The organism is Streptomyces sp. LMG1-1-1.1, assembly GCF_040815545.1.
Lineage (GTDB): Bacteria > Actinomycetota > Actinomycetes > Streptomycetales > Streptomycetaceae > Streptomyces.
In genome coordinates this window covers 26,148-48,033 of the sequence record NZ_JBFPNH010000045.1, presented here as the reverse complement: position 1 = coordinate 48,033, position 21,886 = coordinate 26,148, and the positions used below count along the sequence as shown (strand labels likewise).

At 72.3% G+C, this 21,886-nt stretch carries 31 protein-coding genes; 19 read left to right on the top strand and 12 right to left on the bottom strand.

Translation table 11 applies throughout. From position 1 onward, the window contains the following. The first annotated feature begins 63 nt into the window (after nt 1-63). From MRBLMG1_RS26340 to MRBLMG1_RS26330, 3 genes are read left to right on the top strand one after another with little or no spacing between them, the layout of a single operon-like run. The gene (locus MRBLMG1_RS26340) at nt 64-519 is read left to right on the top strand and encodes a DUF3995 domain-containing protein (protein WP_367826601.1); all 456 of its coding nucleotides are present in this window, start codon (nt 64-66) and stop codon (nt 517-519) included. Next, complete coding sequence (locus MRBLMG1_RS26335; protein WP_367826600.1) at nt 503-1,009, top strand: RNA polymerase sigma factor; 507 nt, start codon at nt 503-505, stop codon at nt 1,007-1,009. The genes MRBLMG1_RS26340 and MRBLMG1_RS26335 overlap by 17 nt, the downstream gene beginning before the upstream one ends. Next, on the top strand, nt 1,006-1,470 hold the full coding sequence (locus tag MRBLMG1_RS26330) for a hypothetical protein (protein ID WP_367826599.1): 465 nt from the start codon (nt 1,006-1,008) through the stop codon (nt 1,468-1,470). The genes MRBLMG1_RS26335 and MRBLMG1_RS26330 overlap by 4 nt, the downstream gene beginning before the upstream one ends. A 132-nt stretch (nt 1,471-1,602) precedes the next feature. On the opposite strand, the gene MRBLMG1_RS26325 is transcribed toward MRBLMG1_RS26330, so the two are convergent. Further along, nucleotides 1,603-2,565: an SMP-30/gluconolactonase/LRE family protein gene (locus MRBLMG1_RS26325; RefSeq protein WP_367826598.1), complete on the bottom strand. Its 963-nt coding sequence runs from the start codon at nt 2,563-2,565 to the stop codon at nt 1,603-1,605. Nucleotides 2,566-2,682: 117 nt separating this feature from the next. On the opposite strand from MRBLMG1_RS26325, the gene MRBLMG1_RS26320 reads away from it, so the two are divergent. Beyond that, nucleotides 2,683-3,141, top strand: a complete 459-nt coding sequence (locus MRBLMG1_RS26320) for an Lrp/AsnC family transcriptional regulator (RefSeq protein ID WP_367826597.1) — start codon at nt 2,683-2,685, stop codon at nt 3,139-3,141. 95 nt (nt 3,142-3,236) lie between these two features. Here the strand turns inward: MRBLMG1_RS26320 and MRBLMG1_RS26315 are convergent, their stop codons facing one another. Beyond that, nucleotides 3,237-3,881: a dihydrofolate reductase family protein gene (locus MRBLMG1_RS26315; RefSeq protein WP_367826596.1), complete on the bottom strand. Its 645-nt coding sequence runs from the start codon at nt 3,879-3,881 to the stop codon at nt 3,237-3,239. 275 nt (nt 3,882-4,156) lie between these two features. Between MRBLMG1_RS26315 and MRBLMG1_RS26310 the strand changes: the two genes are divergently transcribed. Further along, on the top strand, nt 4,157-4,477 hold the full coding sequence (locus MRBLMG1_RS26310; RefSeq protein WP_367826595.1) for a hypothetical protein: 321 nt from the start codon (nt 4,157-4,159) through the stop codon (nt 4,475-4,477). 47 nt (nt 4,478-4,524) lie between these two features. Here the strand turns inward: MRBLMG1_RS26310 and MRBLMG1_RS26305 are convergent, their stop codons facing one another. Both MRBLMG1_RS26305 and MRBLMG1_RS26300 read right to left on the bottom strand, forming a co-directional pair. Beyond that, nucleotides 4,525-5,280, bottom strand: a complete 756-nt coding sequence (locus tag MRBLMG1_RS26305) for an MBL fold metallo-hydrolase (RefSeq protein WP_367826594.1) — start codon at nt 5,278-5,280, stop codon at nt 4,525-4,527. 101 nt (nt 5,281-5,381) lie between these two features. Then, the gene (locus MRBLMG1_RS26300; RefSeq protein WP_367826593.1) at nt 5,382-5,960 is read right to left on the bottom strand and encodes an NADPH-dependent FMN reductase; all 579 of its coding nucleotides are present in this window, start codon (nt 5,958-5,960) and stop codon (nt 5,382-5,384) included. 134 nt (nt 5,961-6,094) lie between these two features. On the opposite strand from MRBLMG1_RS26300, the gene MRBLMG1_RS26295 reads away from it, so the two are divergent. The 3 genes from MRBLMG1_RS26295 (at nt 6,095) to MRBLMG1_RS26285 (ending at nt 9,086) form a co-directional block, all read left to right on the top strand. Beyond that, complete coding sequence (locus tag MRBLMG1_RS26295) at nt 6,095-7,162, top strand: pirin family protein (protein WP_367826592.1); 1,068 nt, start codon at nt 6,095-6,097, stop codon at nt 7,160-7,162. After that, nucleotides 7,159-8,307, top strand: a complete 1,149-nt coding sequence (locus MRBLMG1_RS26290; RefSeq protein ID WP_367826591.1) for an MFS transporter — start codon at nt 7,159-7,161, stop codon at nt 8,305-8,307. Before MRBLMG1_RS26295 ends, MRBLMG1_RS26290 begins: the two co-directional genes overlap by 4 nt. Nucleotides 8,308-8,408: 101 nt before the next feature. Further along, complete coding sequence (locus MRBLMG1_RS26285) at nt 8,409-9,086, top strand: TetR/AcrR family transcriptional regulator (RefSeq protein ID WP_367826590.1); 678 nt, start codon at nt 8,409-8,411, stop codon at nt 9,084-9,086. Here the strand turns inward: MRBLMG1_RS26285 and MRBLMG1_RS26280 are convergent. Continuing rightward, nucleotides 9,040-10,368, bottom strand: a complete 1,329-nt coding sequence (locus MRBLMG1_RS26280; RefSeq protein ID WP_367826589.1) for an amino acid permease — start codon at nt 10,366-10,368, stop codon at nt 9,040-9,042. The two genes, MRBLMG1_RS26285 and MRBLMG1_RS26280, sit on opposite strands and share 47 nt — an antisense overlap. A 204-nt stretch (nt 10,369-10,572) precedes the next feature. On the opposite strand from MRBLMG1_RS26280, the gene MRBLMG1_RS26275 reads away from it, so the two are divergent. The 4 genes from MRBLMG1_RS26275 to MRBLMG1_RS26260 all read left to right on the top strand — a co-directional run bounded on the left by MRBLMG1_RS26275 (nt 10,573) and on the right by MRBLMG1_RS26260 (nt 12,213). Continuing rightward, nucleotides 10,573-10,806, top strand: coding sequence for a type II toxin-antitoxin system VapB family antitoxin (locus tag MRBLMG1_RS26275; protein WP_367826588.1), 234 nt, complete (start codon nt 10,573-10,575; stop codon nt 10,804-10,806). Between the two features lie 112 nt (nt 10,807-10,918). Further along, on the top strand, nt 10,919-11,302 hold the full coding sequence (locus MRBLMG1_RS26270; RefSeq protein WP_367826587.1) for a peptidoglycan-binding domain-containing protein: 384 nt from the start codon (nt 10,919-10,921) through the stop codon (nt 11,300-11,302). An 88-nt stretch (nt 11,303-11,390) separates the two neighbouring features. After that, nucleotides 11,391-11,765: a peptidoglycan-binding domain-containing protein gene (locus tag MRBLMG1_RS26265; protein ID WP_367826586.1), complete on the top strand. Its 375-nt coding sequence runs from the start codon at nt 11,391-11,393 to the stop codon at nt 11,763-11,765. 31 nt (nt 11,766-11,796) lie between these two features. Continuing rightward, the gene (locus tag MRBLMG1_RS26260; RefSeq protein WP_367826585.1) at nt 11,797-12,213 is read left to right on the top strand and encodes a DUF2690 domain-containing protein; all 417 of its coding nucleotides are present in this window, start codon (nt 11,797-11,799) and stop codon (nt 12,211-12,213) included. A 67-nt stretch (nt 12,214-12,280) separates the two neighbouring features. On the opposite strand, the gene MRBLMG1_RS26255 is transcribed toward MRBLMG1_RS26260, so the two are convergent. The 4 genes from MRBLMG1_RS26255 to MRBLMG1_RS26240 form a co-directional block, all read right to left on the bottom strand. After that, nucleotides 12,281-12,907, bottom strand: coding sequence for a LysE family transporter (locus MRBLMG1_RS26255; RefSeq protein ID WP_367826584.1), 627 nt, complete (start codon nt 12,905-12,907; stop codon nt 12,281-12,283). Continuing rightward, on the bottom strand, nt 12,907-13,215 hold the full coding sequence (locus MRBLMG1_RS26250; RefSeq protein ID WP_367826583.1) for a DUF2087 domain-containing protein: 309 nt from the start codon (nt 13,213-13,215) through the stop codon (nt 12,907-12,909). The genes MRBLMG1_RS26255 and MRBLMG1_RS26250 overlap by 1 nt, the downstream gene beginning before the upstream one ends. 43 nt (nt 13,216-13,258) lie before the next feature. Next, nucleotides 13,259-13,561 carry a hypothetical protein gene (locus tag MRBLMG1_RS26245; RefSeq protein ID WP_367826582.1) on the bottom strand — a complete coding sequence of 101 codons (303 nt, stop codon included), beginning with the start codon at nt 13,559-13,561 and terminating at the stop codon, nt 13,259-13,261. Between the two features lie 206 nt (nt 13,562-13,767). Next, nucleotides 13,768-14,346, bottom strand: a complete 579-nt coding sequence (locus MRBLMG1_RS26240) for a TetR/AcrR family transcriptional regulator (RefSeq protein WP_367826581.1) — start codon at nt 14,344-14,346, stop codon at nt 13,768-13,770. A gap of 94 nt (nt 14,347-14,440) precedes the next feature. Here MRBLMG1_RS26240 and MRBLMG1_RS26235 point away from each other — a divergent pair, with 94 nt between their 5' ends. Next, the gene (locus MRBLMG1_RS26235) at nt 14,441-14,887 is read left to right on the top strand and encodes an anthrone oxygenase family protein (protein ID WP_367826580.1); all 447 of its coding nucleotides are present in this window, start codon (nt 14,441-14,443) and stop codon (nt 14,885-14,887) included. A gap of 55 nt (nt 14,888-14,942) precedes the next feature. On the opposite strand, the gene MRBLMG1_RS26230 is transcribed toward MRBLMG1_RS26235, so the two are convergent. Both MRBLMG1_RS26230 and MRBLMG1_RS26225 read right to left on the bottom strand, forming a co-directional pair. Then, the gene (locus tag MRBLMG1_RS26230; RefSeq protein WP_367826579.1) at nt 14,943-15,128 is read right to left on the bottom strand and encodes a DUF397 domain-containing protein; all 186 of its coding nucleotides are present in this window, start codon (nt 15,126-15,128) and stop codon (nt 14,943-14,945) included. Then, nucleotides 15,121-15,930, bottom strand: coding sequence for a helix-turn-helix domain-containing protein (locus MRBLMG1_RS26225; RefSeq protein WP_367826578.1), 810 nt, complete (start codon nt 15,928-15,930; stop codon nt 15,121-15,123). Before MRBLMG1_RS26225 ends, MRBLMG1_RS26230 begins: the two co-directional genes overlap by 8 nt. 109 nt (nt 15,931-16,039) lie before the next feature. Between MRBLMG1_RS26225 and MRBLMG1_RS26220 the strand changes: the two genes are divergently transcribed. The 5 genes from MRBLMG1_RS26220 to MRBLMG1_RS26200 all read left to right on the top strand — a co-directional run bounded on the left by MRBLMG1_RS26220 (nt 16,040) and on the right by MRBLMG1_RS26200 (nt 19,265). Then, a complete protein-coding gene (locus MRBLMG1_RS26220; RefSeq protein ID WP_367826577.1) occupies nt 16,040-16,282 on the top strand; it encodes a hypothetical protein in 243 nt (80 codons plus the stop codon). A gap of 20 nt (nt 16,283-16,302) precedes the next feature. Beyond that, nucleotides 16,303-16,509: a hypothetical protein gene (locus MRBLMG1_RS26215; RefSeq protein WP_367826576.1), complete on the top strand. Its 207-nt coding sequence runs from the start codon at nt 16,303-16,305 to the stop codon at nt 16,507-16,509. A gap of 149 nt (nt 16,510-16,658) precedes the next feature. Further along, entirely contained in the window at nt 16,659-17,069 is a 411-nt protein-coding gene (locus tag MRBLMG1_RS26210; protein ID WP_367826575.1) for a hypothetical protein, read from the top strand. Nucleotides 17,070-17,286: 217 nt separating this feature from the next. Beyond that, the gene (locus MRBLMG1_RS26205; RefSeq protein ID WP_367826574.1) at nt 17,287-17,964 is read left to right on the top strand and encodes an alpha/beta hydrolase; all 678 of its coding nucleotides are present in this window, start codon (nt 17,287-17,289) and stop codon (nt 17,962-17,964) included. An 842-nt stretch (nt 17,965-18,806) separates the two neighbouring features. Further along, the gene (locus MRBLMG1_RS26200; protein WP_367826573.1) at nt 18,807-19,265 is read left to right on the top strand and encodes a hypothetical protein; all 459 of its coding nucleotides are present in this window, start codon (nt 18,807-18,809) and stop codon (nt 19,263-19,265) included. 103 nt (nt 19,266-19,368) lie between these two features. Here the strand turns inward: MRBLMG1_RS26200 and MRBLMG1_RS26195 are convergent, their stop codons facing one another. Beyond that, complete coding sequence (locus MRBLMG1_RS26195) at nt 19,369-20,808, bottom strand: MFS transporter (protein ID WP_367826572.1); 1,440 nt, start codon at nt 20,806-20,808, stop codon at nt 19,369-19,371. 210 nt (nt 20,809-21,018) lie between these two features. On the opposite strand from MRBLMG1_RS26195, the gene MRBLMG1_RS26190 reads away from it, so the two are divergent. Further along, on the top strand, nt 21,019-21,693 hold the full coding sequence (locus MRBLMG1_RS26190; RefSeq protein ID WP_367826571.1) for a hypothetical protein: 675 nt from the start codon (nt 21,019-21,021) through the stop codon (nt 21,691-21,693). Nucleotides 21,694-21,886 lie beyond the last annotated feature (193 nt).

Here is a 21,886-nt window from a genome sequence, read left to right as displayed (position 1 = left end):
CCCGCCTCCCCGCCTCCTCCTCCGGGTGTCGGCATTCGACCCGCAGGAGACGAGGAGACAGCGATGGCGACGACGACGGCGGTCACGGAAGAGAAGCCCACGCCCGGAACGACCGCGACGACCAGGGCGAGCGCGGCACTGCTCGCCGTCCTCGCCCTGGTCCACGTGTACTGGGCCACCGGCGCCACCTGGCCCGCCCACAGCGAACACGGCCTCTCGCTCGCCGTCCTCGGCAGCGCGGTCTCCTTCGGCCCGGCCGTCGTGCTCCCCCTCGCCGCCCTCGAAGGCGTCGCGAGCGCCGGGGTGTACGCGTACGGCAGGAACCCCCGCGGCCGGATCCCCCGGCTGATCACCGCCGCGTTCACCGCCGGGCTCCTCGCGCGCGGAGCCGCCGGCGTGGCCTGGACGATCCTCGGCAAGGACGGGTCCGGCCCGGTGTTCCCGTGGCTGAACGCCCTCCTCTACACGCCCCTCTGCCTGGGGCTCGGCTGGGCGGTGCTCCGTGAGCTCCGCCGCTGACCCCGCCCGGGAGCGGGGCGTCGCGCTCGCCCGGGCCGCCCGGCGCGGCGACACCCTCGCCCTCCACGACCTGCTCGACCACCTCACCCCGTACATCGCCCGCGTCTGCCGCCCCATCGCCCTCGACGACGGCCCGGACGCCACCCAGGAGGCCCTGGTCGCCGTCTTCACCCGCCTCCGCTCCCTGCGTGACCCCGAGGCGCTGTACGGCTGGGTCCGCACGATCGCCGTGCGCGAGGCGATACGGGCCTCCCGGCCGCGCCCCGCCGAGCTGTCCGACGTACCCGAACGCGGCGATCCGCAGCTCGCCAGCGACATCGACGACGTCCTCGCCCGGCTCTCACCCCACCACCGCGCCGTCCTCGTCCTCCGCGACGTCGAAGGCCTCGACGAGGAGTCGACGGCGGCCGCCCTCGGCATCCCCGCCGGCACCGCCAAGTCCCGGCTGCACCGAGCCCGGCAGAGCTTCCGAAAGGCATGGTCCGCATGACGGCCGACGACGCACCCGACATCGTGATCGACGACGTGCGGCGGCTCCGCGTCCTGGCCGCCGCCCTCCGCGGCGCACACGTCGCCGAACGGGTCCTCCCTGCCGAATTCCCCCGCGTCTGGAGCGTCATGGGCGATCTGGAAGGCGCCTTCGGCCGCTTCCAGCCGGACATGCGCTCGGTCAGGGTCCTCCGCACCGACGGCGACCGGATCGAAGCCCTCGCCCGCAGCCGCTACGGCCCCCGCGCCCACTTCCACGGCGTCCTGCGCCCCGGCTGGTGCTGGCTCCAGAGCCGGTTCCTCGTCATCGGCATGGCCGCGGCGGCCGAGGACCACGACCGCACCCGCGTCGCCCTCACCGGCGGCGTCCGCGTCCCCGGCCGCGCCGCCCTCGTACCGTTCGGCGCCCGCCGCGAACTGGAGGAGGCGATGACCCGGCTCGGGGGGCTCGTGCGGCCGTAGGGGCGGGCGCGGGCCTCAAGGGGTGGCCCGGGGGCGCCTCAGGGGTGGTCGGGGGCGCGTCGGGGGTTGAGTCCGGCGCTCTCGGGGTCGCCAGACAGTGGTCGCCAGACGGTGGTCGTCAGCCGGCGGTCGTCACGCGGTGGGCGTCGGGGCGAGCCACGGTCGGCGGCCCGGGCCCGTCGGATGGGTGCCGGTGACGGCCATGACGACCGAGTAGAGGCTGGTCTCGGCGGCGATGAAGAGCCGGTTGCGCTTCGCGCCACCCCACGCGATGTTGGCGACGGCCTCCGGGACGCGCAGCCTCCCGATGAGGGTGCCGTCGGGGTCGTAGCAGTGCACGCCGTCGTTCATGGCGGCGGCCCACAGGCGGCCCTCGTCGTCGAAGCGCAGGTTGTCGAAGCGCGCGTGCTCGCGCCGCGCCGCTTCGGCGAACACCTTCCCGTCCGACAGGGTCCCGTCCTCGCGCACGTCGAAGACCCGGATGAACCCGGCCCGGGTGTCGGAGACGTACAACTGCCCCTCGTCGTGCGAGAAGACCAGCCCGTTCGGCGCCCCGAACCCGTCGGCGACCAACCGGACCTCGCCCGTCACCGGATCGATCCGGTACACGTTGTTCGCGCCGATCTCGCTCTCCGCCCGGTACCCCTCGTAATCGCTCGTGATGCCGAAGTCCGGGTCGGAGAACCAGATCGACCCGTCCGACTTCACCGCCGCGTCGTTCGGGCTGTTCAGCCGCTTCCCGTCCCACCGGTCCGCGAGCACGGTCACCGTGCCGTCGTGCTCCGTGCGCGTCACCCGCCGGTTGCCCTGCTCGCAGGTGACCAACCGGCCCTGCCGGTCCAGGGTGTTGCCGTTCGTGTGCCCGGCGCCGCGACGGAACACCCCGACCGCGCCGGTCTCCTCGTCCCAGCGCAGCATCCGGTCGTTGGGGATGTCGCTCCACACCAGCTGCCGCCACGCGGGCACGTAGACCGGCCCCTCCGCCCAACGGCAGCCCGTGTACAGGACCTCCAGCGCCTCGTCCCCGTTCATGCAGCGCCCACTGCGGAACCGGTCGTCGAACATCTCGTACAGCCCAGGGCGTTCGCCGCTCATGAACTCTTCCCCTCCACCGATCAGCCGCCATCCCTCACGGACCGAACCTCATCCCGCTCACAGCGAAGATTGCAGGATGAGCTACGGTCCTCACAAGAAGACGCCGAACGGAGAGTTGTGGATCACATCGACCGCGTCCTACTGGCCCGACTCCAGCAGGACGCCACCCAGTCCTACGCCGCCCTGGGCCAGGCCGTCGGCCTCTCCGCCGGCGCCGCCCACGAGCGCGTTCGCAAACTCCGCGAGCGCGGCGCCATCCGCCGCACCGCCGCCGAGGTCGACCCCGCCGCCGTCGGCAGCGCCGTCCTCTCCTACGTGATGGTCGACTCCACCTCCTGGATGGGCGACTCGGCCGACGCCTTCGCCGCCCTCCCCGAGATCCTCGAAGCCCACGTCATCGCCGGCAGCGCCTCCGTCCTCGTCAAGGTCAGGACCACCACCACCGAACACCTCCAGGACGTCCTCCGCCGCATCTACGCCATCGAAGGCGTCAGCGGCACCCAGGCCACGGTGGTCCTCGAGACCTTCTTCGAACGCCCGCTGTCCCCCCTGCTGCCCGACGCGACCGACGGCTGACCCCGGCCCGACGGCCGAGTGACCCCGGCCCGGCGGCACCGACCTACCCCGGTCCTACGGCACCGCCGGAGCCGCCGGCGCTCACCCCGGCCGGTTCACCGCCAGAACAGGTGGTGCGTCACCGCGCCGGTGGGGCTGGGCACGGCTTCGTGCTCGAAGCGGTCGAACAGCTCGTCCGGGGACTCCCACAACCGCGCCCCGGACCCGAGCTCCACCGGCGACACCGCCACGTGGAGCGTGTCCACGAGGTCCGCGTCCAGGAACTCCCTGATCGTGGTCGCTCCGCCGCCCAGCCGGACGTCCTTCCCCTGCGCCGCCTCCCGCGCCATCGCGAGCACCTTCACCGGCTCCTCGTCCACGAAGTGGAACGTCGTGTCCGACAGCGTGAACGACGGCCGCAGGTGGTGGGTCATGACGAACACCGGCGTCCGGAACGGCGGCTCGTCCCCCCACCACCCCTTCCACTCGTGGTCCGTCCACGGCCCCCGCTGCGGCCCGAACTTGTTCCGCCCCATGATCTCCGCGCCGATGTTCCGCGCGAAGTCCCGCGTGAAGTAGTCGTCGAGCCCCCGGCTCCCCCCGGCCTCCGTCCGCATCGGCCAGCTCGCCGTCGCCCCGGCCCACGCGAACATCTCCCCGGGCTCCGCGTGCCCGAACGGCCGCTCCAGGCTCTGCCCCACCCCCGCCCCGAACCCGTCGCTCGACACGTTGAAGTTCATGACCCTCAGCAACTGCTCCACGTACGTCCTCCTCCTGGACTCCCGACCACGGTGATACCGCGCCGTCGGCGCCTCCCCCGTGACGACTCTCCGGGGACTCCAGGGCTGACTCCCGAACCCGCCCGAACTCATCGGCCGCCCCGAAACCCGATCACCCACCCGCCCGGGCGCCCTCCCGGCCCGGGCGCCCTCCCGACCCCGGCGCTCCCGCGGCGGCGGCGCGCCCCGCGGCGCGGCCCCGGCGACGCGGCCCCGATACCCCGCGTCGGCGCCCCGGCCCTGCCTAGGATCGCCGCATGACCACTCAGCGATGCCCCTCGTCCCTGTCCCTCTGGTCCCGGGACTCGTTCCTGTCCGTCGGCTCGGTCGGCTCGACGCTCTCCATCGGGTCCGTCGGTTCCTTCCTGTCCGTCGGCTCCGTCGGTTCCGCCCTCTCCATCGGCTCCGTCGGCTCCTGGGCCAGCGCCGGCTCCCTGCTCTCCGCCACCTCCACGTGGTCCGTGCTCTCCTGGCGCTCCCACCGCGGCGTCCTCGCCGCCGGCGCCGCCCTGGCCCTCGCCGGCACCCTCACCGCCGGCCTCGCCCTCACCACCGCCTCCCGCCGCCGCACCCTCTGAAAGACGCCCGGCCTCCCCCGTACGCGACAGGGAAGGCCGGACGTGTCTCAGAGCGGCTCGGCTACGCCCGGACGGAGGGTGCGGAGGCGGCCCGTCAGGTCGGGGGCGGCGAAGGCCTCGGTGATGCGGGCGGGGTCTTCGGCGAGGTGGTCCCAGGAGTCGAAGTGGAGGGGGACGACGGTGCGGGCGCCGAGGGTGCGGGCGAGGGCGGCGCCTTCGTGGGCGCTCAGGGAGAAGGCGCGGTCGCCGGTGCTGGGGAAGTGGGCGTCGCCGAGGTGGAGGAAGGCCGTGTCGACGGCGAAGCGGGCGCCGATCTCGTCGAGGGCGTCGTGGCGGACGGTGTCGCCGGAGACGTAGAGGGTCCCGCCGTCGTACTCGACGACGAAGCCGGTGACGGGTCCGGTGACGTGCTCGGTGCCCGCCGGTCCGTGGCGGGCGGGCGTGGCCGTCACCGTGACCGTGGTGCCGCCGGCGGTGATCTCCCGGCTCTCCCAGGGTGCGAGGCCCTCGATCCGGCCCTTCGTCAGGCCGTCGTCGCCGAGACGTTGAGCGGCCTCGGGGGTGGTGAGGACCGTCGCCGCCCGGCCGAGGACCTCCCGGCCGGTGTGGTCGAGTTTGTCGGCGTGCTGGTCGTGGGAGAGCAGGACCAGGTCGACGGGCGGCAGCCGGTCGGCGGCGAGGGCGGGCCCGGCGGTGCGGCGGAGGGGCCGGGCCCCCGGGTACTCGGCGGGAGCCGGGTCGAAGGCGGGGTCGGTGAGGACGGTGAGGCCGCCGAGCCGGAGGAGCACCGTCGCCGTCCCCACGTACGTCACGGTCGCGGGCGCGAGCCCTGCCCCGGCCCCTGTCCCGGCCCCTGTCCCGGTCCCGGCCCCGGTCCCTGCCTCCGACACGCGCTCGGGAAGCGTCATGCCCCGGCCGCCGTCGTGTCGATCTTGGTCTGGAGTGCGGACAGGAGGTCCTGGAGGAGCTCGATGGTGAGGCCGTCGGTGAGGTTGCCGTCGGTGTCGAAGCGCTCGTGGGAGCGGAAGACGTGGACCTCGGGCTTCACGACGACGTCGTTGTCCGTGCAGACGAGGATCTGGCGGAGGGCGAGCTGGGCGCGGACGGTACCGAACGCGCCGGGGCCGGCGCCGAGGATCGCGGTGGGCTTGCGGCGGAGGGGCAGGCCCTCGGTGCGGGTCCAGTCGGTGCTCAGCCAGTCGAGGGCGTTCTTGAGGACGCCAGGGATGGAGTAGTTGAACTCCGGGGTGGCGATGAGCAGTCCGGCGGCTTCGCCGACGCGGCGGCGGAGCTCGTTGACGGCGGCCGGGCGCAGCTCGGGGGTGTCGATGTCGAGGTCGTACGGCGGGAGGTCGCGCAGGCCGTCGTAGATCTCGATCTCGTGCTTGCCGGGATTGAACTTCTGGGCGGCGCGCAGCAGTTGCGTGTTGTGCGAGTCGGCGCGGAGCGAGCCGGAGAGGGCGAGGATCGTGGACGCGGACATGGGAACCCCCCAGTTCGTCGGGTGAGCCGGCGGGTGCCGGGCTCGACAGCCATGAAACTAAACAGGTCAGTTCAGTCTGTCAACCGAACAGTTCAGTCTTGACAGTGAACTGAATGGTGTAGTTCATTCGAGGCATGGCCTCTCCCGTGATCGACCCCGCGCCCGCCGCCGCCACGCCTGCCAGCACCGCCCCCTCCTCCCGCACGCGGACCGTCGCCCGCGTCACCCGCCCCCTCCTCACCCGCGAAGGCGCGGGATTCCCCGTCCGCCGCCCCTTCCCCACCGAGGACCTCCCCTTCGTCGACCCCTTCCTGATGGTCGATCAGGTCGGTCCGCTGGACCTCGGCCCCGGCGAGGCGAAGGGCGCGCCCCCGCACCCCCACCGCGGCTTCGAGACGATCCAGTACGTGATCGACGGCGCCGTCGCGAACGCCGACTCCCGCGGCCACCGCGCCGTCATACGCTCCGGCGGCGTCCAGTGGCTCTCCGCGGGGTCCGGCATCGTCCACGAGGCCCTGCCCACCGAGGAGTTCCTCGCCGCGGGCGGCCGGCAGCACATGCTGCAGATCTGGGTGAACCTGCCCGCCCGCCTCAAGGCCGTACCGCCGCACAGCCAGAACGCCGAGGCCGCCGACCTCCCCGTCGCCGTCACCCCGGACGGCGCCGCCCTGACCGTCCTCGCCGGCACCAGCCACGGCGTCACGGGCCCCTTCGAGACCCGTACGCCGCTCCTCGTCGTCCACGCACGGCTCGCACCGGGCGGCCGCGCCGAGTTCACCGTCCCCGCCGGGCACAACGCGATGGTGTACGTCCTCCGGGGCGCGGCCCGCGTCGCCGGCGAACCCCTCCCCGACGGCCACCTCGCGGTCCTGGCCCGGGACGGCGAGCGCTTCACCGTGGAGGCGGGCCGGGGCGAGGCAGGGCCGGGCGGGACGGCCCCGAGCGAGGCGGGACCGCTCACGGCGGGCTCGCACACGGCGGGCCCGGGCGAGGCGCGCCCGGGCGAGGCGGGTCCGGGCGAGGCGGGCCCGGGCGGGCAGGGCGGGGCCGCCGCCGTCGCGGTCGAAGTGCTCGTCCTCGCCGGTGAGCCGATCGGCGAACCGGTCGCCCGCAGCGGCCCGTTCGTGATGAACACCGCCGTCGAACTCCGCCAGGCGGAGCTGGACTTCAGGAGCGGTCTGATGGGGCGGATGCCGGCATGACCGCGCTGTCGACGCCCACGCGTACCGCTGCCGCGCGCGGCGGGATCAGGACCGGACTGCTCCTCGCCGCGCTGGCCGCACCGGCCGCGATGGGCGTGTCCGGCCCGAGCCTCGCCCTGCCGGAGGCGGCGGCCGAACTGGCCGTCTCCCCGGCGTCGGCGGCCTGGCTGATGACGGCGTACGGGCTCGGCATGGCGGCCGGGACCCCGCTCCTGTCGGCGACGGCCGGCCGGCGGTACGGCCCCGCCGGTGTCATCCGGGCCGGCGCCGTCCTCGTCGTCCTCGGCGCCCTGCTCGTCCTCGTCGCCTCCGCCCTGCCCCTCGCCCTCGCCGGGCGCGCCCTCGAAGCGGCGGGCGCGGCCGGCCTGAACGTCGCCGCCTTCCAACTCGCCGGCCGCGACTCCACCGGCCGCACCCCCGGGCTGGTCGCCATAGGCAGCGCCGCCGGCGGCACCGCCGGCCTCTTCGCCGGCGCGGCCGTCGCCGGCGCGCTCGGCTGGCGCGCCGCCCTGGTCCTCCCCCTCCTCAGCCTCCTCGCCCTCCTCCCGACCCTCCGCCGGACCGAACAGAGCCAGGAATCCCGCCCCATCCCGACCCCCACCCCGACTCCCCCTCCCACACCGAGGACCTCCCCCACTCCAACGGCGACCCCCGGCCCCCTCCCCCTCGACATCCTCGGCAACCCCCGCTTCCGAGCCGCCGCCGGTCTCATGCTGGCCGTCTCCACGGTCAACTTCGCCCTGATGTACGCGGCTCCGCGCCGCGTCGCCGCCCTCACCGGCTGGACTTCCGTGCAGACGGGCGCGGCCGCCTCGCTGGCGGCGCTGGCCGGGGCCCTGCTGTCGTGGCTGCTGATCCGGTCGGCGCTGGTCCTGGGAGCGCCCCGGGTGCGCGTGGTCCTGGCGGTGGGCGCGCCCACGGCGCTGGTGCTCGCCGTGACCGCGCCCTGGCCGGCCGCCGTGCTCGTCGGCTCGGGGGCCAGCTCCCTCGTCACCGCCGCCGGCCAGGGGCTCCTCACCGGCGCGGCGACGGGCGGCCTTCCGCCGGCCCGCCACGGCCTCGCGATCAGTCTCTTCAACCTGGCGTTCCTGATCGGCGTGGCCGCGGGCCCGGCGCTGGCGGCCCTGGCAATGCCCACGTCGTGAGCGAACCGATCAGCGACCGGTGAACGGCCGGTGAGCTTTGCAGACCAAACCGTTCAGTTCATATACTGGCGGTTCCCCATCACCCCTCGTAAGGACACCCCATGGGAGCCGGAGCCGAGACCCAGGACGCCATCGACGAGTACGGCATCCCGATCATCCCGGACCCCGCAGACGCGGCCTCGCGCAAGCGTCAGTCGATCATCGACGCGGCGCTCGCCGAGTTCCTCGCGGAGGGCTACTCGGCGGCGTCCATGGACGCGATCACCCGCGGCTCGGGCGTCTCGAAGGCGACGATCTACAAGCACTTCGGCAGCAAGGAGCGCCTGTTCCTCGCCGTGATCGGCGGTGTCCTGCCGAAGACGTACGCGGATCTGGAGCCGTCGAACTCGACCATCGCCGAGGCGCCCGACCTGCGGGCGGCCCTCATCCGCCTGACGACCGACTGGGCGCGGATCCTGCTGCGCCCGGACATCATGTCGCTGCGCCGGCTCGTGATCGGCGAGATAGACCGCTTCCCGCAGCTCGGCCAGCTCTGGTACCGGGTGAGCTACGACATGAACAACGGCCCGCTCGTCGAGGCGTTCACCGAGCTGAACGCGCGCGGCGCACTCGACGCGCCCGACCCGGCGCTCGCCGTGCAGCAGCTGGTGGCGGCGACGCTGGGCGTGCCGCAGCTCGTCCGCACGTTCTCGCCCGACGCCGAGATCGACGACGCGGAGCTGACGCGGGTGATCAGCTCGGGAGTGGATCTGTTCCTGGCCCGGTACGCGCGTTCCTGAGGTTCCTGATCCACGCCCAGGCCAGCAGGGCGGCCGCCCAGCCGCCGGTCGTCAGGAGCTGGGTGCGGCTGGCGGCGTCGCCGAGCATGAAGAGCAGCACCGCGCCGATGCCCGCGAGGGCGAGGAAGGACGGGACGGAAGGCCCGTGCAGGCGTAGGTGCGACGCGGCGATCAGGGCCCAGACGAGCAGGATCGCGGCCCCGATCGAGTTGAGCAGGAACGGGAAGACCGTCTGCGGCCAGAGCAGGCTGAGGACGACCGACACGAAGCCGAAGGCCGCGGAGGCCAGGACGGCCGCGTAGGGCACGCCGGTACGCAGCCGGCCCACGGCGCGGGGCGCGTCACCGCGCCCGACCAGGGCGTACAGCATGCGCGAGGAACCGTAGATGTTGGCGTTCATCGCCGACAGGAGCGCCACGAGCACCACGGCCTTCATGACGTCGGCGGCGCCGGGGACGCCGATGCTGTCCATCACGGCGGCGTACGGGCCGTCGGCCACGCCGGGCGCGTTCCACGGGACGAGGGTGACGATCACCGCCATCGAGCCGAGGTAGCAGACCGCGACCCGCCACATGACCGCCCGCACGCCCGCCCGCACCGCGCGGACCGGGTCGTCGGACTCGGCCGCCGCGATCGTCACGGTCTCCAGGCCGCCGAAGGCGAACACCGCCGCGACCATCCCGACGGCCACCCCGTGCCACCCGTGCGGCAGGAACCCGCCGTCACCGGTGAGATGACCGACGCCGGGCGACGGGTGACCGGGCAGCAGTCCCGCGACCACGACGACCCCGAGGACGAGGAACCCGCCGATCGCGGCGATCTTCAGCCCCGCGAACCAGAACTCCATCTCCCCGAAGTTCCGCACCCCGGCCAGGTTGCTCACGGTGAACCCGCTCATGAACACCGCCACCCACGCCCACCCGGGCACCCCCGGCACCCACCCGGCCACGATGTGCGCCGCCCCCACGGCCTCCGCCGCGACGCTCACCACGAGCAGCGCCCAGTACATCCACCCGGCCAACAGCCCGGCCCACGGCCCGAACGCCCGCCGCGCGTGCTCCGCGAACGCCCCCGTCACCGGCCGCGCCGCCGACATCTCCCCCAGCATCCGCATCACCAGCACCGTCAGCACCCCGGCCAGCGCGTACGCCACCAGAATCCCCGGCCCCGCGGCCGCGATCCCGAACCCCGAGCCCACGAACAGCCCCGCCCCGATCGCCCCACCCAACGCGATCATCGCCAGATGCCGCTGCCGCAACCCCGCCCCCAACTCCCGCTCCATCACAGTCCCCCGTACGTCCCACGCCGCCCGAACCACTTCCGAACGATCAGCGCAGGAGCCTGACGCCTACTCCCGGCCACGAGCAACCCACTTCCAGGCCTTGAGACATCCCGAGAAGACGCTGAGCGGCACACGACGCGGAACGAGGACGCGCGCTACATACTCCACAGATCGATAGGTACGACCTGCTGGAGGCCCGCCCTGATGTCCAAGACCCTGGTCGACATCGACGACGACATGCTCGCCCTCGCGCAGCAGCAGCTGGGCACCCGGACCAAGCGGGACACGATCAATCGCGCGCTGGCCATCGCGGCGTCGATCAGCGCGGACGACCGCGCCCGCGCACTGCGGTGGCTCCAGGAGAACGCCGAGGACTTCCTCGACTTCGGCTTCCTGGAAGAGCAGGAGCGCTCCGGGACGCCGGGACACCGGCGTTGATCGTCTGTTGGTGGGTTGTTGGAGGGAAGCGGGAGGCTGAGGGCGGTTGCTCCGGTACGGGGGTGCGGAGCGGCCGGCACGCCGACACTCTTCAGGAATCGAGGCTCCACCCGTGAAGTTCAAGACACCGATGACCCGGCTCGGATTCGTCGCCGCGAGCGCTGCTCTCGCCCTGGGCGCGTGGGCCGCTCCCGCCCAGGCCCACCCCTGGGCCGCGTGGATCGGCTACGGGCAGCCGAACGACCGGATAGGGGTGGCGTGCTTCCAGGACATCTTCAACGACGTCTGGTGGCAGACCAATTACCACCCCATCGCCGAGGACGGCGTCTTCGGCCCGGACACCGACGGCGCCATCAGGGCCTTCCAGAAGTGGAAGCACCTTCCCGTGGACGGCATCGTCGGGCCGAATACGGGCGACGCCCTCCTCAGCATCACCGACTACTGGAGCGAGGACAGCAGCACCCGGGGCTGCGACTACTACATCCCCAGCAACTAGCACTCCACCGATGCCCCCCGGCTGCCCCGGTACGGGGATCCAGGGCAGCCACCACGCCGACGCTGCTTCGGAAAACGAGGATTCTCACGTGAACTTCAAGACGCCGATGGTCCGGCTCGGATTCGTCGCCGCGAGCACCGCGCTCGCCGTGGCGGCGTGGGCCGCACCCGCTCAGGCCAACCCGTCCGCGCCGTGGATCGGATACGGCCAGACGAACACGTACAACGGCGTGCGCTGCGTCCAGCACCTGATCAACAGCCTTTACATGCAGACCAATTACCACCAGGTCGCCGAGGACGGCATCTTCGGCCCGGACACCGCCGGCGCGATCAAGGCCTACCAGCAGTCGGAGCACCTCGACGTGGACGGCATCGTCGGCCCGACGACCGGCACCGCACTGATCATCGCCACCTACGGCGGCAACGGGACCGGCTGCGACTACTACGTCCCGACCCGCTACTGAGTCATCCGCTCCACACGAAAGAGAGACAACCGTGCGTTCGACGACGAGGAAGTTCGCCACGCTCGGCGGGGCGGTCGCCCTTGCCGCCTCCGGCCTCGTGGGTGTCGCCTCCCCCGCGTCGGCGGCGACGAGCTGCTACGCGACCAGCTGCAACGGTCTGGACCCCAGCACCACCATCTGCCAGAACGACGCCCGGACCGTCTCCACCGGCTCCACCGGCATCGAGCTGCGCTACAGCCCCACCTGCCGTGCCGCCTGGGCCCGGAAGCAGAACAACGGGTCCCACACGTCGTACATCACGGTCGTCAACACCAACTACGACCAGTACCTGGCGACGGTCAGCCCCTGGGGCGGCGGCTGGACCCGCATGGTCAACGACGCCGGCATCACGGCCCGCGCGGCCGAGACCCAGGACGGCGGCGACGCCTCCATGACCGGGTGGTACTGACGGTCAGGCGTCGACGCCCGGGGGCCACGGCTCCCGGGCGCCGACGCCGTCACACCACCCAGTGCCGTCACACCACCAGACCCACCGCCAGCACCGCGATCAGCGTGCTCGACGCCAGGGCCGTCACGAGGCGGCCCCGGGGGGCCGTCAGGACCCGGCCGAGGAGCGTGCCGCCCGTCGAGAGCAGCAGCTGCCAGCTGACCGAGGCCAGCAGGGCGGCGGCGACGAAGACGGCGTCTTCGATGACGGTCGAGGCGGCCGAGGGGCCTCGGGCGAGGATGAGGGCGGCGAAGTAGATCACGGTCATCGGGTTGAGGACCGTGATACCGAGGAAGGCGAGGAAGGCCCGGACCGGGGTGAGCGGGGTGTCCGCCCCGTCCCGTGTCGGTACCGAGCGCGCCCGGTACGCCCGTACGGCCGTCCACGTCGCCCGTACCGCGAGCCCGACGAGCACCACGGCCGAGACCCACCGCAGCGGGGTCGTCACGGGAGTGATCACCGGGACGAGCGCCGCCCCGCCGAGCACGGCGAGCAGTGCGTACAGCCCGTCCGCCGCGGCGATGCCCAGGGCCGCGCCCGCGCCCGTACGCCACGGGGAGCGCGCCGCGACCGCCACCAGATGGGCGCCGACCGCGCCCACCGGAATCGCGATGCCGTAGCCGGCCAGCAGACCGGCCACCACCGCCCCGCCCATCACGCGACGGCGGGGATCGCGCCTCCGGGGGAGCCGGGCTGCTGCTGTCGGCGGTAGTCCGCCCCGTCCTTCGTGCGGGCCAGGAACCCGCCGATCACCAGATACCGGCGCAACGCCGAGAAGTCCTCGTGCACCGTGCTCAGCGCCTCGTTGACCTCGCGCTCACGGTACGTCCGGTCCGGCTCGAAGAGCGTCGCGGCAAGGTGCGCCAGCAGCGCCTCACGGCGTGCGGGCTTGCGCGGGATCGCCTTGAGGCGCCCGTCGGCGGAGAAGAGGTCCGCGACGGGGCGGGAAGGATGACTGGTCATGCCCGAGAGCGTGGCGTCCCGCGCCCCGCCCCGCAAAGCATTTTCAGTCGCGGTCCTTCCACGAGATCACGTTCACGGCGTCCCGCACGGTCGGCATGACCGGCGGCATCCCCGTCTGCTCGAAGAACGGCCTGGCCTTCTCCATGAACGCCCGGAAGTGGTCCTCCGTGTCGAAGAAGTCCACGACCCGCCACCCCCCGGTCCCGTCCGGCCCCGAGGAATGCGCGATGAACCCCTCCGGCGGAAACCACTCCGCCCCCTGGATCAGCCGCGTCGTCTTCTCGTACTGCTCCAACGTCCCACCGGGAATCTCCACGGTGACGACGACGCCCTTCTTCAGCTCCATGCTCGTGCTCCTGTACGTCCGGGGTGGGGGTCCCGACCAGCACAACAGCCACCCCCCACCCCCGCACGACAACAGCCCCCGAACGAGCGAGCCCCCGCGGCGCCGACCCCTCCGGCCGCGTGTCCGCGTGTCCGCGTATCCGCCACGGCGGTGTGTCCACCACGGCGGTGTGTCCACCAGGGCGGTGTGTCCACCAGGGCGGTGCGTCAGACCACGGCCAGCCGGTCCACCAGCAGCTCCACCCTCACCTGGGCGTACTCCGCCGGCAGCCGTCCCGCGCGGGTCAGGGTGGCCAGTCCGTGCAGGGCCGCCCAGAACGTCTCCGTGAACAGTCCCGGTTGGACGCCGTCCCCCGCGACCTCGGCGAGGGTCTCCAGGAGGGCGGCGAAGGCGTCCTTCAACGCCTCCGGGGTGTCCTCCCGCGCGAACGCGAGGCCGCCGTCGAGCTGGAACATGGCGTCGTAGACCGCCGGGTTGCGCTCGGCGAAGTCCAGGTAGGCGTGGGCGAGGGCGGCGACGCGGGCGCGCGGTCCGTCCGCGCCGGCGGCCGCGGCGCGCACCGCGGTGGCCATCTCGGCGGCGCCTTCGAGGGCGACGGCGCCGATGATCTCCCGTTTGCCCTTGAAGTGGCTGTAGAGGACGGGCTGGCTGTACTCGATGCGCTCGGCGAGCCGACGCGTGGTGACCGCGTCCCAGCCCTGCTGCTCGGCGAGTTCGCGGGCCGTCGCCACGATGAGGCGCTCGCGGTCCGCCCGTTCACGCTGCTTGCGTTCCTGTACCGACATGATTCGATCCTAGCACCGCTAGACAATCGAGCGGCAGCAGTACTAGCGTTGCCTCATCACCTAGCGGCGCTAGATCCCAGGAGGGGTCGTCACCATGCTCAACGCACTCCAGGTCTTCACCACCGTCACCGTCGGCCTGATGGTCGGAGTCGAGTTCTCCGTCGCCTTCGTCATGAACCGCATCTTCGGCGCACTCCCCGAAGACGCCGACCAGCAGGCCCGGTCCCACGGCGGCCGCATGCTCGGCGCCCTGATGCCCGTCTGGTACATCACCTCGCTCGTCCTCAGCGGCGTCTGGGCCTTCGCCGCATGGGACGAGCCCGGCACCGGCCGCGTCGTCACCGCCGCCGTACTCCTCGTCGTCAGCGTGATCATGTCGCTCGTCCTCCTCGTCCCGATCAACAACCAGGGCAAGACCTGGACCCCCGAGAACCGCCCCGCGGACTGGAAGGAGCAGATGAACCGCTGGGACCGCTACCACTACGCCCGCGTCGCCGTCATCGTCGCCGCCTTCACCTTCCTGGTCGCCGCCCTCGTCTGACGACAACGGCCCCCGCCGAGACAGGCAGGGGCCGAGGGCGGGCTCGCCGGCGAGGTCAGATCGCGCGCGACCTCACGAACCGCGTGAACGCGGACCAGGCGGCGGGGGTGGCGGTGAGCTCGCCCTTGGTGTGGTCCTTGGTGTCGCGCACGCGGACGATGCTGGGGACATCGTCGGCGACCTCGATGCAGTTGTCGTTGTCGCCGCTGTACGTACTCTTGTGCCAGTTGGGCTCAGTCATCGTGCTTCCCCAGTGCTTCGCGGATGATCTCTTCTGACTCAACGGTCCCGAGGGCGTCGGCGTGGAGCCGATCATAGATCCGCTGGAAGCGGTCGACGTCAGCCGGTTCAACCATGTAGCGACCGGTACTGAAGCCCTCCGTGTAAGCGGTGCGCTCGCCGGACGGGAGGGTGAGGAGACTCACCGATCCCGAGATGCCGGCACGGTCCGCCTCCAGGATCTGGACGTTGATGAACGGCCTCTCGACGGCTTCGAGCAATCGCTCGATCTGCCCGCGCATCACCTGCTTCGACCCGATCACCTTCGACAGCGCGTTCTCGTCGAGAACCACCCAGAACCACGGAGGATGCGGGCCGTCGAACACGGCCTGCCGCTCGGCACGTCGACGCACAGCCCCGTCGATGTCGTTGCTGCCACCGGGATCCGCCTGCTGCATGATCGCTCGCGCATACTCCGGCGTCTGCAGCAGGCCGGGAACGACGAGCGAGAACTCGTGTATGGTCCGCGCCCGCGCCTGGTCTCGCAGGAACCCCTGCGCGTAGTCACGGAAGGCCGTACGGTCTCGAATGACCAGCAGATTGACCAACGCCCCACCGAGCTCAAGCACCTGATCCAATTGCCGCCCGAGTTTGAGGTCCGGGGGGTCCCCGTTCTCGATCTCGGAGATCCGGGTCGTACTGCTGAACACCTTGGCGGCAAGGTCCTGCTGCCGCCACTCACGGCGTTTGCGAGCGTCCCGGATCATGTCGGCGATGAAGCTCTCCAGGCTCTCGCTCGGGTCGATTTCGCTCTGGGCTGGCATATGCCTCGTTTCCTGATCCCCTGGGGAAACCCAACTCCTGGCGAGAGTAGGGGTGTCGGCGTCATCGTCGAGGCATCCCGGTGGAGATCCATCAGAAAGAGAGCCCACCATGCGCACACCCCCGAACGCTCCCCCACTCCGCCCCGTCTCCGAGCCCGAAGCCGCCCGCGTCTACCTCGACCTCAAGGCCGCCATGGACACCGCCGGCCTCCCCACGAACGGGCTCTACCGGGACGTGACGCGCGGGCCCGGTGGCGATGTCCACCGGTACGGGCTCGGGGTCGTCGGCATCGGCGCGGCCAAGCGGCTCACCGCGCTGCTGCGCGCGGCGGTCAGGCCGGGTGTCGGGTGAGGTACCGGGTGGGGGACGTCGTGACGGACGCGCAGCGGGCGCTCAGCGGCCAAGTGCTCGGCGTGCACGGGAACTCGCTGACGCTCGTGCGGCCCAGCGGGTACCTCTGGGAGGCGGCGGTGGAGCAGTGCTGGACGGCGAGCCCGGCGGAACGCGAGAGCCTGACGCCGCGCGGAGCCGTACGGGTCATCAGCACGTCGCCGTCGCCCGCGCGGCCGACACCCTGATCACCGCCGTCACACCCAGTGACCATCGGACATCGGGGGACAAGCCGGCCGGCGAGTGCAAGGACTTCTTCACGTCGGAAGACGGAAAGGCGTGGCTGGACTACCGGGTCGAGCAGGCCGAAGTGGATCTGGAGGAGATGCTCGATCGCATGAGCTACTTCTCCCCGGAAGCCGAGCGTGTCCTGGTCGGCTACCCGAGGCTCGTGCCCGCGGACACGACGAAGTGCCTGACCGCGGCCCCCGGCCAGACGGAACTGCCGTTCGCCGACATCCCGCAGGACGCGCTGCCGGTCCTGGACCAGGCGCAGAAGCGGCTGGACGACGTCATGAAGAAGGTCGCCGCGGACAGCGGTGCCGACTTCGTGGACCTCTACGCCAACACCGGAAGCAACACGGCGTGCGACGGCGCCGACCGGGGCATCGGCGGCCTGCTGGAGAACTCCAAGCTCGCCTTCGGTGAAGAAAACTGGATTCCCTGGTACGCCCACCCCAACGAGAAGGGCCGTGACATCCAGGCCGAGCGGGTGGCCGCCAAGGTCGAGGCGGTCCTCAACCGCTGACGGGCCGCACCCCCGCCTTCCCGTAGGGACGAAGCCCCAGGACCCGCCATGGGCCTGGGGCTTCTCGGCGCGCCGGACTCCGAGACCCTTGACCCGACTTGGCCGTTCCGTCGCGCGTGGCACCCCGAACGCGCTCACCCCGGGCAGCCCCACTCGGCGCCCCTCGCGGCCGACGAACCACCTGATAGAACAGGCCCGAGCGAAGGAGTCACTGACGATGGCTACGTACGTGTTGATTCCCGGGGCCGCTTCGGGCCCGTGGTACTGGCATCTGGTGGAGGCCGAGCTGCGGGGGCGGGGGCATGACGTGGTGGCGGTGGACCTGCCGTGCGACGACGACTCGGCCGGGCTGGACGAGTACGCCGACGCGGTGGTCGAGGCCGTGGGCGACCGCTCCGATCTGATCCTGGTGGCCCATTCCTTCGGCGGGTTCACCGCGCCGCTGGTGTGCGACCGCCTGCCGGTGGACCTGCTCGTGATGCTCCAGGCCCAGATCCCCGCGCCGGGCGAGAGCCCCGGCCAGTGGTGGGCCGCCACCGGCTACGAGCAGGCCCGGCGCGAACAGGACGAGCGTGACGGCAGGCAACCCGACGACGAGACCGCCCTGTTCTTCCACGACACCCCGCCGGAGCTGGCCGCCGAGGCCGACAAGCACACGCGTGGACAGTCGGCCACCCCGATGACGAAGCCATGGCCCCTGGCCGCGTGGCCGGACGTGCCCACGAAGTTCCTCCTGGCCCGGGACGACCGCTTCTTCCCCGCCGCGTTCATGCGCCGCATCGTGCGGGAACGCCTGGGCATCACGCCCGACGAAATCCCGGGCGACCACTGCCTCATGCTCGGCCACCCCACAGAGGTCGCCGACCGCCTGGAGGCCTACCGCACCGGGAAGTGACCGCATCCCGGCTTCCCAAGGGTCGGCACGTACCCGGCGGGAGGGCCCATCACTCGTACGGGGGTTCTCGCACGATATGCCGGTGGGAGGGCGTGGTTCGCGCGGTACGTTCGCGCAAAACGGCCCCCGTCGTGGCTCGCAACCATCGACGGGGGCCTGAACCACTAGTGGAATAAGAGTCCACCGTGATCTACCGGCACTTTAGCCCGCCCTCCCGCGCCTTCACCCAGCTCTCGCACGAGCTCATCCGGCACCCCCGGCTCAGCTCCGACGCCGTGCGCCTGCTGACCTGGCAGCTTTCCCTCCCCCAAGGCGCCCGCGAATCCTTGTCGCGAACCGCCGAACGTGCCCGGATCGGGGCATGCGCCTTCAGCCGCGCGAAGCGCCAGCTGAAGGAAGAGGGGTTCGTGCACGAGCGGCGCACACAGGGCGCCGGTGGCCACTGGGTCACCCAACAACTCGTCTCCAGCACCCCGTTGACCACCGACCAAGCGGCGAAGATCCTCGGCCGGACACCGCCGCCCGCCTGCGCGGAACGCGTATCGCCGCAGCTCGCACCGAGTCCCGGAAACCCGGCCGCCGGTGAGTCGGCGGCCGGCGAACCGACGGCCGGCGAACCGGTGACCCCGTCGACCGACGGTCATCCAAAGAAACACCCGAAGGAAGACACCTCCGACCATCCGGGTGCGGGGGCGGAGGGCGGGGCCGGTGAACCCGCTCCGACGGGGGCGGGCGTGGAGGGCGGGGCCGGTGCACCTGCTCCGGGTGCGGCGGTGGACGGGGACGGGGCGGGTGAACCTCCGGCTCCGGATGCGGTGACGGGCGGGGCAGGTGAACCCGCCGTGACGCCCGACAGCCCCCGCCTCGAAGACGCCCGCGCCCTGGTCGCCGTACTGCACCTCCTCGCCCCCGCCCTCCGGCACATCCCGCCCGGCATGCGCGACGAACTCGCCCGGCTCGCCGCCCGATGGCTGGACGCCGGATACACCCCCTCCGACGTCCACGCACACGTCCTGCGCGGACTCCCGGGCGCCGGGACGCCCGTACACCGGCCCGGCGGCCTGGTGAGGTACCTGCTGAGGGACGTACCGCCCCGGAAACCGGGGCCGGTACCGGCGGCCGAACCCGCGTCGGAACTCGTCTCGGCGCCGGTCAGGCATCGGCTGTCGGTGCGGCTGGAGGGAGCGCGGGAGTGCGCGGGAGACGGGCACACGCAGCCGATGCTCTTCCGGGGCGAGGAGGGGGAGACCTTGTGCGGCGAGTGCAGGCGGAACCAGCTCCTCCCGGCACTGGCTCGGTAACAGACAGGCCCCGTGGTGGGCCTCCAAGGGCCCCGGGGTCCCGCGCCGAAAAGGGGCCGCCCGACGTCCGGGGTCGGACATCGGGCGGCCCCTTCGGGGCGGTTCAGGCGGCGACCTTCTCGCCCTGCGGCGCGGACGCGGCGGCGGCTTCGGCGGCGACCGCCTTGTCGCTCTTCATGACGAGGAGGGTGACGACACCGCCGACGGCGGCGATGATCGCGGCGCCGATGAAGGCGGCCGAGAAGCCGTCGGTCAGCTTCGGCAGATTGCCGAGCTGGTCGGCGCCCTGGGACATGGCGACGGCGGTGAGCGCGGCGAGGCCGAGCGCGGAGCCGACGTTGTAGGTGGTGTTGACGATGCCGGAGGCGAGACCGGCCTGCTCCTGCGGGGCGCCCGACATGGCGGCGATCATCGCCGGGATGTACGCGAGGGACATACCGAGCGCGGCGACCAGCGAGGCCGGCAGGACGTCGACCAGGAACGTGCCGGTCGGCGGGACGGCGGCGAGCCAGACCAGGCCGGCGGCGAGGACGAGGAGACCGGCGCCGATGAGCGGCTTCGCCCCGAACCTGCCCATGAGCCGGGCGGTGATGGCCGTCATGAAGATCATGAGGAGCACGGTCATCGGCAGCAGCGCGGCGCCGGACGCGAAGGCGCCGTAGCCCAGGACCTGCTGGAGATACAGGTTGAGGAAGTACCACATCGGGATCCAGGCGGCGCCGAGCAGCGTCATCGCCAGGTTGGCCGAGCCGAGGCGCGGGACCCGCCAGACGCTGAGCGGCATGAGGGGCTCGCGGATGGACTTCTGGATCACCAGGAAGAGGGCGAGGAGGACGACGGCGCCGACCAGTTCGAGGATGGTGGCGGTGGCGCCCCAGCCGACCTCGGGGGCACGCACCACGGCGAAGACGGCGAGCGCGAGGCCCGCGGTCACGGCCACGGCGCCGAGCACGTCGACGGAGCCGCGGCGCGAGCCGACGTCCGGGAGCAGCCTGGTCGCGGCGAGGGTCGCGAGGCCGATCGGGATGTAGATGATGAAGACCCACTGCCACGCCGCCCACTCGGTGAAGACACCGCCGAGGAAGACGCCCGCGGTACCGCCGGCGGGAGCGGCGGCGCCGTAGAGCGCCATCGCCTTGCCGAGCTCCTTCGGGTCGTGCATGAAGAGCATCATCAGCAGGGTCATCGCGGAGGGTGCGATCAGCGCGCCGCCGACGCCCTGGACGGCGCGGCCGGCGATCTCGACCCAGGCGGTCTGCGCGGCGGCGGCGAGGATCGAGCCGGCGATCATCACGGCCCAGCCGGTGACGAAGATCTTCCGGGCCCCGATGAGGTCGGAGAGGCGGCCGCCGAGGAGCAGGAGGCCGCCGAAGACGATCACGTACGCGTTGAAGACCCACTGGAGCTCGCCCTGCGTGAAGCCCAGGTCCTTCTGCATCTCGGGGAGCGCGACCCCGATGATCGACGTGTCCATGATGACCATGAACTGGGCTGCTGCGAGCACGACAAGTGCCCACCAGCGCCGGGGATTGACGGTTGACATTGCCCTGACCCTTCGCTCGCGTCGGCCCCGGACCAGAGCCGGGGTATACCCCTAGGGGGTACCTGCGCGGAGCACCGTAGCATACCCATGGGGGGTATGTAAGAGCGGGCGGGGAGCGGGCCCGGCCCTCGACCGGAGAGCAGCCGTCCGGCACCTGGGCCACACGGCGGACGCCCCCGCTCCGGGCGCCCCGGCGGGCACAATGCCCCCATGACCGCAGACCAGGAACCCGCGCTCCTCCGGCGCTGGACCGCCACCCTGCTCGCCGCCCGCGCCGGCCGCGAGGGCCCCGACCCCGCCCCCTACGGCCGGAACCTCCTGGCCCGCTGGGCCGAGCCGCAGCGCCGCTACCACACGGTCGACCACCTCCGCGCGGTCCTCGACCGCATCGACGAACTCGCCGACCAGGGCGGCGAAGGCGGCGAGTTGGAGCTCGTACGGCTCGCCGCCTGGTTCCACGACGCCGTCTACCGACCCGACCGCTCCGAGAACGAGGAACGCTCGGCGGCCCTCGCCGAGAAGGCCCTCACCGAAGCCGGACTCACCCCGCACGAGGTCACCGAGGTCGCCCGCCTCGTCCGGCTGACGACCAGCCACGACCCCGACACCGGCGACCTCAACGGCGAGACCCTCTGCGACGCCGACCTCGCCATCCTCGCCACCGCCCCCGATACGTACCGGGGGTATGCCGCAGCCGTCCGCGACGAGTACGCCTTCGTCCCCGACGACGCCTTCCGCACCGGCCGCGCGGCCGTCCTCCGCCAGCTCCTCTCCCTCCCCCGCCTCTTCCGCACCCCCTACGGCGCGGCGGTCTGGGAGGAACGCGCGCGGGAGAACATGGAACGGGAACTCAAGGAGCTGGCGGACACGTCCGGCAAGGACTGAGCGGACCGGCCCGGACGGCTCGGCGACGCCGTTCCGGCGGTGGCCGGTGTCCGTCACGGAGGTGGCGATGCCGACCGCGGCGTCACTCGGCGCCACCAGGCGCTACCTGGCGTCAGGGTCGCAGGCCGGGGCCCGTCCGTCTCGCATCCCAAGACATTCCCGTCACCGCGGAATGACAGGAACAAACCGAGGG

Excerpts from the sequence above, each read along its gene's own strand:
- MRBLMG1_RS26340 (WP_367826601.1), top strand. The coding sequence starts at position 64 with ATGGCGACGACGACGGCGGTCACGGAAGAGAAGCCCACGCCCGGAACG.
- MRBLMG1_RS26330 (WP_367826599.1), top strand. The coding sequence starts at position 1,006 with ATGACGGCCGACGACGCACCCGACATCGTGATCGACGACGTGCGGCGG.
- MRBLMG1_RS26325 (WP_367826598.1), bottom strand. The coding sequence starts at position 2,565 with ATGAGCGGCGAACGCCCTGGGCTGTACGAGATGTTCGACGACCGGTTC.
- MRBLMG1_RS26310 (WP_367826595.1), top strand. The coding sequence starts at position 4,157 with ATGACCACTCAGCGATGCCCCTCGTCCCTGTCCCTCTGGTCCCGGGAC.
- MRBLMG1_RS26300 (WP_367826593.1), bottom strand. The coding sequence starts at position 5,960 with ATGTCCGCGTCCACGATCCTCGCCCTCTCCGGCTCGCTCCGCGCCGAC.
- MRBLMG1_RS26295 (WP_367826592.1), top strand. The coding sequence starts at position 6,095 with ATGGCCTCTCCCGTGATCGACCCCGCGCCCGCCGCCGCCACGCCTGCC.
- MRBLMG1_RS26290 (WP_367826591.1), top strand. The coding sequence starts at position 7,159 with ATGACCGCGCTGTCGACGCCCACGCGTACCGCTGCCGCGCGCGGCGGG.
- MRBLMG1_RS26285 (WP_367826590.1), top strand. The coding sequence starts at position 8,409 with ATGGGAGCCGGAGCCGAGACCCAGGACGCCATCGACGAGTACGGCATC.
- MRBLMG1_RS26280 (WP_367826589.1), bottom strand. The coding sequence starts at position 10,368 with ATGGAGCGGGAGTTGGGGGCGGGGTTGCGGCAGCGGCATCTGGCGATG.
- MRBLMG1_RS26275 (WP_367826588.1), top strand. The coding sequence starts at position 10,573 with ATGTCCAAGACCCTGGTCGACATCGACGACGACATGCTCGCCCTCGCG.
- MRBLMG1_RS26255 (WP_367826584.1), bottom strand. The coding sequence starts at position 12,907 with ATGGGCGGGGCGGTGGTGGCCGGTCTGCTGGCCGGCTACGGCATCGCG.
- MRBLMG1_RS26250 (WP_367826583.1), bottom strand. The coding sequence starts at position 13,215 with ATGACCAGTCATCCTTCCCGCCCCGTCGCGGACCTCTTCTCCGCCGAC.
- MRBLMG1_RS26245 (WP_367826582.1), bottom strand. The coding sequence starts at position 13,561 with ATGGAGCTGAAGAAGGGCGTCGTCGTCACCGTGGAGATTCCCGGTGGG.
- MRBLMG1_RS26240 (WP_367826581.1), bottom strand. The coding sequence starts at position 14,346 with ATGTCGGTACAGGAACGCAAGCAGCGTGAACGGGCGGACCGCGAGCGC.
- MRBLMG1_RS26235 (WP_367826580.1), top strand. The coding sequence starts at position 14,441 with ATGCTCAACGCACTCCAGGTCTTCACCACCGTCACCGTCGGCCTGATG.
- MRBLMG1_RS26230 (WP_367826579.1), bottom strand. The coding sequence starts at position 15,128 with ATGACTGAGCCCAACTGGCACAAGAGTACGTACAGCGGCGACAACGAC.
- MRBLMG1_RS26225 (WP_367826578.1), bottom strand. The coding sequence starts at position 15,930 with ATGCCAGCCCAGAGCGAAATCGACCCGAGCGAGAGCCTGGAGAGCTTC.
- MRBLMG1_RS26220 (WP_367826577.1), top strand. The coding sequence starts at position 16,040 with ATGCGCACACCCCCGAACGCTCCCCCACTCCGCCCCGTCTCCGAGCCC.
- MRBLMG1_RS26210 (WP_367826575.1), top strand. The coding sequence starts at position 16,659 with ATGAGCTACTTCTCCCCGGAAGCCGAGCGTGTCCTGGTCGGCTACCCG.
- MRBLMG1_RS26205 (WP_367826574.1), top strand. The coding sequence starts at position 17,287 with ATGGCTACGTACGTGTTGATTCCCGGGGCCGCTTCGGGCCCGTGGTAC.
- MRBLMG1_RS26195 (WP_367826572.1), bottom strand. The coding sequence starts at position 20,808 with ATGTCAACCGTCAATCCCCGGCGCTGGTGGGCACTTGTCGTGCTCGCA.
- MRBLMG1_RS26190 (WP_367826571.1), top strand. The coding sequence starts at position 21,019 with ATGACCGCAGACCAGGAACCCGCGCTCCTCCGGCGCTGGACCGCCACC.